The organism is Corynebacterium riegelii (genome assembly GCF_001263755.1).
Classification (GTDB): domain Bacteria; phylum Actinomycetota; class Actinomycetes; order Mycobacteriales; family Mycobacteriaceae; genus Corynebacterium; species Corynebacterium riegelii.
In genome coordinates this window covers 101,017-112,530 of sequence record NZ_CP012342.1, presented here as the reverse complement: position 1 = coordinate 112,530, position 11,514 = coordinate 101,017, and the positions used below count along the sequence as shown (strand labels likewise).

General features: G+C 62.9%; 12 protein-coding genes. 10 read left to right on the top strand and 2 right to left on the bottom strand.

Going from position 1 to position 11,514, the window contains the following annotated elements; genetic code table 11:
• Window positions 1-54 precede the first annotated feature (54 nt).
• The 8 genes from brnQ to AK829_RS00550 all read left to right on the top strand — a co-directional run bounded on the left by brnQ (window position 55) and on the right by AK829_RS00550 (window position 8,650).
• The gene (gene brnQ / locus AK829_RS00585) at window positions 55-1,434 is read left to right on the top strand and encodes a branched-chain amino acid transport system II carrier protein (RefSeq protein ID WP_052203340.1); all 1,380 of its coding nucleotides are present in this window, start codon (window positions 55-57) and stop codon (window positions 1,432-1,434) included.
• 10 nt (window positions 1,435-1,444) lie between these two features.
• On the top strand, window positions 1,445-2,428 hold the full coding sequence (locus AK829_RS00580) for an LLM class flavin-dependent oxidoreductase (RefSeq protein WP_052203339.1): 984 nt from the start codon (window positions 1,445-1,447) through the stop codon (window positions 2,426-2,428).
• Window positions 2,429-2,473: 45 nt separating this feature from the next.
• A complete protein-coding gene (locus tag AK829_RS00575) occupies window positions 2,474-3,259 on the top strand; it encodes a GntR family transcriptional regulator (protein WP_052203337.1) in 786 nt (261 codons plus the stop codon).
• Window positions 3,259-4,689, top strand: a complete 1,431-nt coding sequence (locus AK829_RS00570) for an ABC transporter substrate-binding protein (protein ID WP_052203335.1) — start codon at window positions 3,259-3,261, stop codon at window positions 4,687-4,689. The genes AK829_RS00575 and AK829_RS00570 overlap by 1 nt, the downstream gene beginning before the upstream one ends.
• Window positions 4,690-4,754: 65 nt before the next feature.
• A complete protein-coding gene (locus tag AK829_RS00565) occupies window positions 4,755-5,615 on the top strand; it encodes an ABC transporter permease (RefSeq protein ID WP_052203334.1) in 861 nt (286 codons plus the stop codon).
• On the top strand, window positions 5,612-6,385 hold the full coding sequence (locus AK829_RS00560; protein ID WP_052203333.1) for an ABC transporter permease: 774 nt from the start codon (window positions 5,612-5,614) through the stop codon (window positions 6,383-6,385). The genes AK829_RS00565 and AK829_RS00560 overlap by 4 nt, the downstream gene beginning before the upstream one ends.
• Complete coding sequence (locus AK829_RS00555; RefSeq protein WP_052203332.1) at window positions 6,372-7,709, top strand: ATP-binding cassette domain-containing protein; 1,338 nt, start codon at window positions 6,372-6,374, stop codon at window positions 7,707-7,709. Before AK829_RS00560 ends, AK829_RS00555 begins: the two co-directional genes overlap by 14 nt.
• 32 nt (window positions 7,710-7,741) lie before the next feature.
• The gene (locus AK829_RS00550; RefSeq protein ID WP_052203331.1) at window positions 7,742-8,650 is read left to right on the top strand and encodes a ribokinase; all 909 of its coding nucleotides are present in this window, start codon (window positions 7,742-7,744) and stop codon (window positions 8,648-8,650) included.
• Here the strand turns inward: AK829_RS00550 and AK829_RS12620 are convergent.
• A complete protein-coding gene (locus tag AK829_RS12620) occupies window positions 8,640-8,777 on the bottom strand; it encodes a hypothetical protein (protein WP_168156353.1) in 138 nt (45 codons plus the stop codon). The two genes, AK829_RS00550 and AK829_RS12620, sit on opposite strands and share 11 nt — an antisense overlap.
• Before the next feature lie 30 nt (window positions 8,778-8,807).
• On the opposite strand from AK829_RS12620, the gene AK829_RS00545 reads away from it, so the two are divergent.
• Both AK829_RS00545 and AK829_RS00540 read left to right on the top strand, forming a co-directional pair.
• The gene (locus AK829_RS00545; RefSeq protein ID WP_052203330.1) at window positions 8,808-9,458 is read left to right on the top strand and encodes an aldose epimerase family protein; all 651 of its coding nucleotides are present in this window, start codon (window positions 8,808-8,810) and stop codon (window positions 9,456-9,458) included.
• Window positions 9,455-10,309 (top strand): CPBP family intramembrane glutamic endopeptidase, encoded by an 855-nt coding sequence (locus tag AK829_RS00540; RefSeq protein WP_052203328.1) that lies wholly within the window; start codon window positions 9,455-9,457, stop codon window positions 10,307-10,309. The genes AK829_RS00545 and AK829_RS00540 overlap by 4 nt, the downstream gene beginning before the upstream one ends.
• Here AK829_RS00540 and AK829_RS00535 read toward each other — a convergent pair.
• Complete coding sequence (locus AK829_RS00535) at window positions 10,289-11,506, bottom strand: alpha/beta fold hydrolase (protein WP_052203327.1); 1,218 nt, start codon at window positions 11,504-11,506, stop codon at window positions 10,289-10,291. The genes AK829_RS00540 and AK829_RS00535 overlap by 21 nt on opposite strands.
• Between the last annotated feature and the right edge of the window lie 8 nt (window positions 11,507-11,514).

Genomic DNA, 11,514 nt, shown 5'->3' with positions numbered 1-11,514 from the left:
GAGTGTACTGTCAACTGCATCATATGCATCACAGCTAACTCCTAGGAGGCAATTATGGGCTCAACCGCAGTCAAGCGGAGCGGGTCTGGAAAGACCATCGCGATCACCTCGCTCGCGCTCTTTTCCATGTTCTTTGGCGCGGGCAACCTGATCTTCCCGCCGATGCTTGCCGTTCAGGCGGGCGACAACTTCTGGCCCGCAATCTTGGGCTTCCTCGGCACCGGCGCCCTGCTTCCGGTGCTCGCTGTGATTGCCATTGCGCTCTCCGGCGCTTCCGTGCGCGACCTGTCCCAGCGCGCCGGCACCGTCTTCGGCGTGATGTTCCCCATCTTGGCCTACCTGTCCATCGGCGCGTTCTACGCGCTGCCGCGTACCGGCGCCGTGTCCATGGAGACCGCAATCACCCCCCTGTTTGGTGTTGAGGGCATTGGCGCTTCCGCAGTATTCAACCTGCTGTTCTTCGGCGCCGCACTGGCACTGGCGTGGAACCCGTCGACCATCATGGACAAGCTGGGCAAGTTCCTGGTGCCCTCCCTGGTGATCCTGTTGATCGTGATGATCGTTGGATCCCTGTTCCGTTGGGACGCCCAGCCGCGCACCCCCGGCGAGCAGTACGCCGACGGCGCGTTCACCGCTGGCCTGCTCGAGGGCTACCTCACCATGGACTCCATTGCCGCTTTGGCGTTTTCCATCGTGATCATCTCCACCCTGCGCATGAAGGGCTTCGCTGAGGGCAAGGAGATTGTCAACAGCACCATCATCGCCGGCCTTGGCGCTGGCCTCATGCTGGCGCTGGTCTACCTGGGCCTGGGCAGCATCGGCCGCGTTATCCCGTCCGGCGGCCAGTACGACAACGGCGCGGGCCTGTTGGCAGACGCCGCGAACCTGACCATGGGCACCGCCGGCCAGATCATCTTCTCCCTGGTCGTGCTCCTTGCCTGCCTGACCACTGCGGTTGGCCTAATCACCGCTACCGGTGAGTACTTCTCTGAGCAGTTCCCCGGCAGCTACAAGGCGTGGGCCATCTTCTTCACCATTTGGTCCATCGTGTTTGCCACCCAGGGCCTGAACTTCATCATGGGCGTTGCCGCCCCGGTGATTGGCTTCCTCTACCCGCCAGCAATCGCGCTGATCTTTGTCACCCTGATTGAGCCTGCATTCCGCAGCCGCACCCGGTTCACCTGGGCGATGTTCCTGCCGATCTGGGTTGCTGTGATCTGGTCCGCAATCGAGACGTTCATCGCACAGGGCTGGGCCGTTGACGCCCTGACCCCGCTGGTGAACTGGGCGCCACTGGCTGCAGACGGCCTGGGCTGGGTACTTCCGGTTGTGGTGGCGTTTGTCATCGGCCTGATCATTGACTTTGCCAAGCCGAAGCCGCCGATGGTGGTTGGCACCAACGAGGCCGTCGACGGCGAGGTAGTTACGGCGTAGCCTCGGGGGCATGCATACGCCCCTTTCGTTGATTGATTTTTGTACCCGATACCCCGGCGAGTCCGTGGGCAAGGCGATAGAGCGATCTGTCACCTTCGCCCAAGAAGCGGAAGCGCTGGGGTTTTCGCGTATCTGGTACTCCGAGCACCACAACATGACGCGGATTATCTCCTCTGCTCCCGCCGTGTTGATCGCACACGTTGGGGCAAAGACAGAAAAGATTCGCCTCGGCGCAGGTGGGGTGATGCTGCCCAACCACGCGCCGTACGTGATTGCAGAGCAGTTCGGCATGCTGGCTGAGATGTATCCGGACCGTATTGATCTCGGCGTGGGCCGCGCGCCGGGTACGGACCAGCAGACGCTGGGCCAGGCGTTACGACGCGACCCGCGCGCCGCCGAGAACTTCCCCCAAGATGTGCTTGAACTGCAGGCGTGGATGTCCAACCAGTCGCCGCTGCCCGGAGTTGTGGCTATGCCGGGCGCAAACACGAACGTGCCGGTCTACATCCTCGGCTCCTCTATGTTCGGCGCCTCGTTGGCAGCAAAGCTGGGCCTGCCGTATTCCTTTGCCTCCCACTTCGCGCCGCAGCACCTCGAGCAGGCAACCACGTACTACCGGGAAAACTACGAGCCTTCAGAGCGCTACCCGGAGCCCTACTGCATCGCGGCGGTCAACGTGATTGCCTCCGACAGTGTGGAGGATGCGGACAGGCAAGAGAAACTTGTTCATAAAGAACGGGTTCGCTCCTTTGTAAGTCGGCGCGGCACCCCCCTTTCGGATGATCAACTGGAACAAATTATTCATTCCTATCAAGGGCGCCAAATCATTGATATGTTGCGCTACACCGCAAAAGGTACAGGCACCGAAGTGCGGGAATACCTGCAATGGTTTAAGGACCACGCGAAGGCAGATGAGCTGATGATTTCTCCTCAGGCACCTACGTTTGAAGAAACTGTCCACACTATGGGCATTATTGCAAGATCAATGCAATAGTATTCTTCACACACCAAACGGTTTTTACTCGGAAAGAAGTAAGGCGTGACTGAATCCGTACCTAATACCCCCTTAAGGCGCCCTCAGCAGCACCAGGAGATTGCCGGTTACCTCCGCGACGAGATTTTCGCGGGCCACATTCCGGTTGGTGAGTCGCTGCCGTCGGAGGCTGAGCTGTGCGCGCAGTTTGCTACGTCGCGTGGGCCTGTGCGTCAGGCAGTGGCCACATTGCGTAGTGAGGGTTTGATTTCCTCGGGCCGCGGACGCCGTTCAATTGTCTTATCTAACACGCGCACGGAATCCTTTGAGGAAGTGCTGTGTACCGCCAGCCGGGTGGCGCAGATGGGCAAGATCCCGGGCCAGATTCTGCAGGAGTTTGGCCTGCACCAGGCAAATGACCATATTGCAGAAGCGCTGTGGCTCAATGACACGAAGACGGTGGTAACGCTGCGTCGCGTACGCACCGCGAATGATGAACCGGTTGTGGTGGAGGAGATCTACTTCTCGCCGTCTATTTCCTCGACGGTGCTGGGCGTGGATCCGAATGCAGAGTCCTTCCACCGTGAGTTGATGCGCAATGGCGTGAACTACAACAACATTTCGCGCACGGCTCGTGTTGTTCTTGCCACCAAGGAGCAGGCTGAGGCACTGCAGCTGCCGGTCGGCGCGCCGTTGCTTGAGATTGAGTTGCGTGCGTTTACGCACACGGGTGCCCCAGTGGAGTACTCGGTGCAGCGCTACAGCACGGAGCAGTTGACCTTCGGGTTGAACATCGTGCGCGGTCATTCCTCACCGTTGTGGATTGAGCTAGAGCCAGAGCAGATCGGCTAATGAGGCGCGCGCGGATTGCCGGCGCGTTGGCTGCGGTTGGTGTGTTGCTTGCTGGGTGTGGGGCGTCCACGCAGGTAAGCAACATGTTGACTGTGGCGGCTTCCGCCCCGCCGGCAAGTTTGGATTTCACTACCGTTGGCGGTGCTGCGGCTCCGCAGGCGTTGGTTGGCAATGTGTATGAAACGCTCGTGCGTATCGACGCTACGGGTACCCCCCAACCGAACCTAGCCACCTCCTGGGACGTGAGTGATGACGGCACGGTGTACACGTTCCATTTGAAAGAGGGCGTGACTTTTTCGGACGGTTCACCGTTTACGGCGCATGATGCGGTGTTTTCCATCAACTATGTGAAAAACGAGTGGACCAACGGACTGAAAGCCCAGATGGATCCCGTTGCCGAGGCGCTTGCTCTTGATAGCGCCACGTTGCAAGTCACCCTCTCCTCCCCCAGCGAACGCTGGCTGTGGTCCATGGCCACGCTGACTGGCGCGATGATGTGTGAGGCCTCGATTCCTCGCCTGGCCACGGATCCGTTGGGCACGGGCCCGTACACGGTGGCGCGCTTTGATGAGGGCACGGCGATTACGTTCAAGGCGCGTGATGAAGGGCGCAACGACGCGCAGATCCGCTACTTCGCGGACGCGGCGAGCGCCGTCAACGCGCTGCGCGCCGGTGATGTGGACGTGGTGTGGGCGATGCAGGCGCCGCAGCTTCTAGATGCGCTGCCGGATGAGATCGGCGTACAGGTAGGCACCACCAACGGTGAAGTGTTGCTGAGCATGAACAACAACGCTGCACCCTTTGATGACCCGGATGTGCGCCGCGCCGTGGCCTATGCCATTGACCGCGATGCGCTCAACCAGGTGGTGTACAACGGCATGGCCACCGACACGGGTGGCGCGCCGGTCCCGCCGACGGACCCGTGGTTTAGCAGCCACAACTACTACCCCTTCGACCCGGACCGAGCCCGCGAGTTGTTGGCTGGCCGCACGCCGGAGATCACGATCACGGTGCCCTCGCTGCCCTATGCGCAGACAGCGGCGGAGCTGATTTTCTCGCAGCTGCGTGACGTCGGCTTTACCGTCCACCTTGAAACCGTCGAGTTCCCGGCGGTGTGGTTGACCAAGGTGTTGAAGGGGGCGGACTATCAGGCGTCTATTATCGCGCACGTTGAGCCGCGCGACATTCCCAACCTGTTTGGCAACGCGGACTACTACCTGGGCTACGACAACGCGCGCGTCCGCGAGCTCATCACCGCGGGTGATGTGGAAAGCATGCGCCTGGCCGTGGACCAGATCATGGACGACGCAGGAGCCCTGACCCTGGTCAACGCCCCCAACATTGTGCTCACCCGCCCCGGCATTAGCGGGGTGGATCCGAACGTGGTGACAGATTCCCTGCCCCTGGCAAACATCGAGGTAGCGGATTGAAAGACGGATTGAGAAACGGTTTTACACGAGGTTTTACACAAGGCATTGTCCGCTTCGCCGCACTGATGGTTGCGGCAAGCGTGATTATTTTCGTGCTGCTGCGTGCGGTGCCGGGCGACCCGGCGCGCATCGCGCTTGGCGTGACCGCCACCGAAGAAGCGGTCAAAGAGCTAGCCGCACGCCTAGGCACAGACCGCCCGCTGATTATCCAGTACTTCGACTGGGTCAAAAACATGCTCACCGGCAACTTCGGCATCTCCATGGCCTCAGGCCGCGAGATCACCGACACCATCTGGGAGCGCGCCGGGGTATCCCTGACGCTGACCATTCTTGCCATGCTGCTGGCGCTCATCACCGCCATACCGCTGGGTATCCACCTGGCGCGCAAACCAAACGCGGTGCTCTCTGGGCTGACGCAGGTGGGCATTGCGGTGCCCTCGTTCCTCGTGGGCATCCTGGCGGTCAGTGCGTTCTCTGTGCGTTTAGGCTGGCTGCCCGCCGGCGGCTGGGGCACGCCTGCGCATGCCGTGCTTCCGGTGTTTTCGCTGGCCCTGGTCCAATCGGCGATTCTGACCCGCTACGTGCGCGCCGCCGTGGTTGAAGAGATGGGCAAGGATTATGTGCGTACGGGCAGGAGCCAGGGGGCGTCCATAAGCGAAGTGCTCTACCGCTCCGTGCTGCGCAACGCCGCACTGCCCGTGCTCACCGTGACGGGCCTGCAGCTATCCACCATGATCGTTGGCGCCGTGGTGGTGGAGCGTGTCTTTGCCGTGCCGGGTCTGGGCTCGCTGCTGCTGGATTCCGTGGGCAACCGTGACCTGACCACAGTGCAGACCGTGATGATGCTGCTGGTGGCGTTCACGCTGGTGGTCAACCTGATTGTTGACTTGCTGTATGCCGCCGTTGACCCAAGGAGCCGTCGATGAAACGCACCGTAGGGTTTGTCATTGTCGGCCTGATGATCGTGCTCGGACTGTTGTCCTTGGTGTGGACGCCGTACGACCCGCTGCAGGCCAACCCGTCGGTACGCCTGCAAGGCTCGACCTTGCAGCACCTGATGGGCACCGACGAGCTGGGCCGCGACGTGCTATCCCGCGTGATGAGTGGCGCGCGCCTGACCATGGCCGTCGTGCTGGGCGCAGTGAGCATCTCCGCGCTCGTGGGCATCCCGCTGGGCATCTGGGCGGGCATGCGTAGGCGCGCCGGGCGCGTGGTCATGGGCGCAAGCGATCTGCTGCTCGCCTTCCCCGCGCTGCTTCTGGCGATTGTGTTTACCGCCGTGTTCGGCGCGTCGATCTGGATTGTGGTGCTAGCCATCGGCATCGCCGGCATCCCCGGCTTTGTGCGCGTGGCGCGCGTGGGCACGCTGCAGGTCCTCAGCCAGGACTACATCCTGGCCGCCCGCATGGCGCGCGTGTCTGGTCCGGTGATTGCGTGGCGGCACGTCCTGCCAAACATCGCCCACCTGGTGATTACCCAGGCGACGGTGGCTGCGGCCCTTGCCATCCTGGCAGAGGCCGGCTTGTCCTTCCTGGGCCTGGGTGCGCCGGCCCCGTACGCCTCGTGGGGTCGGATGCTGCAGGCCTCGCAGCCCTACCTGGCTACCGCGTGGCATTTGGCGTTGTGGCCAGGGCTTGCGATTGTGCTGACGGTGTTGGCATTGAATGTGATTGGGGGTTCGCGTGATCGTCGTTAAGGATCTGCGCATTGCAGGCATCTTGCATGGAATTTCGTTTGAGCTGGCGCGCGGCGAGCGCCTCGGCATCATCGGGGAGTCCGGCTCCGGTAAGTCACTGACCGCCCTGGCCATTATGGGGCTAGTTGATCTGCCGGTTGAAGGCTCCATCACTATCGACGCCACGCAGATGGTGGGCACCCCCGACCGCGTGCGCCGGCGCGTTCGCGGTGCGACGGTGGGCATGGTCTTCCAGGAGCCGATGACGGCACTTGACCCGCTGACCAAGGTAGGCAAACTAGTGCCGCGCGAGCTGCTGGTGGACGTTGGCGTGGACCGCCCCGAGGCCTACCCGCACCAACTGTCCGGCGGGCAGCGCCAACGCGTACTGATTGCGCTGGCGCTGAAGCAGAACCCGGACTTTTTGATTTGCGACGAGCCCACCACCGCCCTCGACGCGACCACCCAAGCCCAAATCCTGGACCTGATCGACCGGCTGGTGCGCGAGCGCGACATGGGCCTGATCTTCATCTCCCACGACCTGGCGGTGGTGCGCCGGATGACCACGCGCCAGCTGGTGTTTCGCGGCGGCGAGATCGTCGCGGGTGACTCTGAGTATGCGCAGGCGCTGGCGGCTGCGGCGAAACCCGGCGCGCCCGCCTCACCCACTGTGCTGGGTGAGCCGGTGGTTGAGCTGCGTGACGTATCGCTGCGCCGCGGCAAGACGCAGGCGCTCGACGGGGTAACGCTGACGGTTCACCACGGCGAACGCCTTGGCATCGTCGGCGGCTCCGGCTCCGGCAAAACCACGCTGATCCACACGATTGCGGGGCTGTTGAAGCCCGATTCGGGGACCGTGACCACCAGCGGGCGGATGCAGATGGTGTTCCAGGACCCGTACGCCTCGCTGGATCCGCGCATGAAGGTGCGCGATTCCATCCGCGAGGCCGGCGTGGACCACGCGCGCGCCGAGGAGGTACTGGGCGCCGTTGACCTGGCCGGCACCGGCGATCGCCTGCCGCGTGAGTTCTCCGGCGGTCAGCGCCAGCGCATCTCCATTGCGCGAGCCGCCGCCCCGCACCCCGACGTGTTGCTTGCCGATGAGCCGGTTTCCGCGCTGGATGTGTCGCTGCGTGCGCAGGTGCTTTCGCTCATTAGCGACACCGTAAACACCAACACCCTCATCTTCATCACCCACGACCTTTCCGTGGTGCGTGAAATCTGCCCGCGCCTCGCAGTGATGCAGGCGGGCCGGATTGTGGAGCACGGTAATACCGAGGAGATCTGGGCGAACCCGCAACATGAATACACGCGTGAGCTGATCCGTTCCGTTATCTCCGGGTAAAACGCGGGCAATCACGCGTATTCTCGGTGGCTATGAACCACCCGCAGATCACCGTTGTTGGCTCTATTAACGCGGACTTGACGGTTAACGTCGCGCGTCACCCGAACCCGGGCGAAACCCTGCTCGGCTCAGGCGGTGGTGTGACCGCCGGCGGCAAGGGCGCGAACCAGGCTGTGGCGGCGGCGCGCCTCGGTGCACGCGTGGCGCTCGTGGGTGCGGTTGGCGCGGACGCGAACGCCCATCCTGCGACCGCGCTGCTTCGCGAGGCCAACGTGGACCTCACCCACGTCGAAACCATCAGCACCGAGGTCACCGGCCTAGCCGTAATCACGGTGTCAGAGGACGGGGAGAACACGATCATCGTGGTGCCGGGGGCGAATGTGGGGGTGGATGCGCGGGGCGTCGAGAAGCATAAGGCCCCCGTGGAAGCTGCTGAGCTGGTGCTTCTGCAAGGCGAGATCCCCGCGGACGGGTTTGCGCGTGCCGTGGAGCTGGCGCGCGGGCGTGTGGCGGTGAACCTGGCGCCGGTGGTGGCCGTGCCGCGCGAGGCCCTGCTTAAGGCGGACCCGCTGATGGCCAACGAACACGAAGCCGGTCTGATCCTGGAGCAACTGGGCTTGCGTGGTGAGGGCGAGCCTAAGGAGCTTGCGAAACGCCTGGTGGAGGCCGGTTTCGCCTCCGTGGTACTAACGTTGGGAGCACAAGGCGCGCTGGTTGCCGACGCCCAGGGTGTGCGCCCCGTACCCACCCCAATCGTCACAGCGGTAGACACCGTCGGCGCAGGTGACGCCTTCGCAGGCGCGCTGTGCTACCGGCTTGTCCAGGGCGACACGTTGGACGAGGCTGCCGCATTCGCCGCACGCGTCGGCGCGTTTGCCGTGACCAAACCCGGCGCGCAACCGTCCTACCCCACGCAGGCGGACGAGCTGCCTACCTGTTGACGTAGAGCATCAGCGACGCATCCAGCACGTGCTCTTCCACCCGCTCAAACTGGGCAGCAAGGGCGTCGAATTCCTGGCGCTCAATGGCGCTTAACCGCACTTGCTCGCGGGGAACCGGTGTCTGCATGCGCTCATTGTATCGCGATACCATTGCCGCATGGCTTTAGTACGACACCTCCCCCACCCGACCGGTGACCTGCTGTTTTCCTCCCGCGTTGGTGCGGAGCACGGCGGGATGCCTGTGGTTGCGCCGTGGTTTGCCACCACGCTGGGCGAGCAGATGCATGGTTGGGCGGAATCGTTGCCGTGGGATGACGGGGTGTTGGTCCACGACGGGCTGCGGCTTGAGTTTTTTGCCTCGGGCTTGTCCTTCCGTCTGAGCTGCCGCAACGAGTCTGACACTGTGCGCCGCGTGCAGCTTGCCTTGCACCCGTACTGGGCGGTGGACACGACAAGTGCCACGGTGCGCGGGGTGGACGGCGCGCAGTATTTCGACAAAACCGACGGCCAGCTGAAGCGTTTCTGCGGCGAGGTGCGTTTTGGCCAGGAAGTCGACTACGTTTTTGCCACCACCTCGGAGCTTTTGCTTATCGACGCCCACCGCACCCTCACCCTCACCCCCACCGGCACCGACCACGCCGTGGTGTGGAACCCCGGCCCGATGGAATGCGCGCAAGCGCCAGGGCTTGGCGATGAGGAGTGGCGGCAGTTCGTCTGCGTCGAGCCCGCCTTGCTGGGGCCTGAGCGTGACGGCGTTGACCTGCAGCCTGGCCAGGAAGTGGAGATCGGCCTTAGGGTGCAGGTATGAGTTTTCACCTAATCGCCCGGCCGCGAAACGGTTGGCTGGCGCTGGCGGAGCTGGCGCTTTTAATCGCGTTGTTTGTGGGCGTGCAGTTTCTCATCGTGATCGCTGCGGGGCTGATCAACCCCGAGCTGTTTATCGAGTTTGCTGATGCGGACGCCGCCGGGCCGAACGACGTATTTATCATCGCGCTTTCCATCATCGCGCCGTTTGTGGCGTCCTGGATTGCGCAAAGGAACCCGGCCGGGCTGGTGTCGGTGGCCAACCGGGTGCGCTGGCGCTACGTGGGCGTTGCCGCGGCAGTAGCAGTGCCGGTATATGGGGTGCTGTTGGTGGTCGATGGCATAAGCGGCGGGTGGACCGTAACCACCTCCACGCTCGCGCTGGTTGTTGCGATGGTGCTGGTCGTGCCCGTCCAAGCAGCCACTGAGGAGTTTGTGTTTCGCGCCGCCATCCCCCAGATTGTGGGCAACTGGCTGCGCCCAGCGTGGGTTGCCTACGGCGCGGGCGTGCTGCCCTTTGTGTTTCTGCACCTCTACAACGTGATCGGACTTGTAGACATCTTCATCTTCGCGCTTTGCGCGGCGTACCTGACGTGGCGATCGAACGGCATCGAGCAAGCGGTGGTGCTGCACGCCGCGAGCAACACGTTCGTGTTCATCACCCAGGCGCTGCGCCCCGACCTTGTGGTGACCACCGATATCTCCTGGGGCGAGACCGTACTCAGCGCCGGGTTGACCGTGGGAGTTACGGCTGGCATCGCGTTGCTCAGCCGCGCGAAGCTACGTGCCGCCTCGGCGCCAGTTGCGGCGCCGCAACTGGCGCCGCAACTGGCGCTAGTCCAGCATGGTGAATAGGCCCTTGGCTACTTCGGCGCCGTGGGCCCAGATGCCGTCGTGAAGCCATTCGTCGTGAATCCACAGCTTCAGGTTGCCCACCTTCTCGGCCGACTTGATCGACAGCTCAAACGGCAGGTACATGTCCTGGGGGTACAAAATCGCCGCCACCGGCACGGTGTTGCCTGAAACATCCACGGATTGCGCGGCCAGGTCATCCATGCGGTGTACCTCATCCACTGCTTCATAAAACGGACGGAGCGCCGGGTCCTCCTTGAAGTGCGTGGTGAAGAACTGGTTGCCCAGAAACGTCAGGTCCGCAAACTCTTCGCGGTAAATGCGCTCACCAGACCAGTTGATCGCGTGTCCTGGACGTGCCATCACGCTCTCATGAATCACGGCCCACAGCGGCATCGTTTCTAGTGAGATGATACTGCCGAGCTGCGCGAGGAAATCCCCACGCAGCCGCTTCTGCCCCTTATAGGTGGTAAACGGGGACTCAAACAGGTTGGCAAGAGCTGCGAAATCGCCCTCCTCACCAATCAGCACACCCGAAGTGCGCATGCGTGTGGAGGACAACCGCTCCCCCGTCGGCATACACTCCTCATGCGTGTCTAAGTGACGGGCGACTTCCTCGACGCGCTGCTGCATCCACGGCACGGCGTTAAAAAGCTTGTGCTGGCGCTGCCGCAACAACCGGAACTCGGCGCGGTGGAACGCGTCCACATCCATCTCCGGCTCCGGTACGCAACCCGCCAAATGGGCGCGGCGCACCCCGTGCGGGTAATACGCTAGGTAGGCACCGGCGCACGCCGCGCCGAAGGAATTGCCCAACAGGTCCCACTGCTCAATGCCAAGGTGGATGCGAAGCGCCTCCGCATCCGCCGCGACATCCGGCGGGCGAAGATGCGACAACAAGTGCGCATTAATGCGCTCCGGCGTTGTTTTGTCGATTTTGGTGGACAGGCCGGTGCCGCGTTCGTCGATAAGCAAAATGCGATACCGCTTCAACGCCTCCGGGATCCAGCCCATCACCGTGCGCGGGCCGGGCTTGCCGGGGCCGCCTTGGAAGTAGATCAAGTACGGCAGCGACGCGTCCGTGAACAACTCACGCGCAAACACCGTGATCACGCCTACGGCAGGGTTCGCACGGTCAATGGGGACGGTGATGGTGTGCTCACGCTGCTGTACGCCAGGAAAATAAACAGTTGAGCTCAAAGGTATCC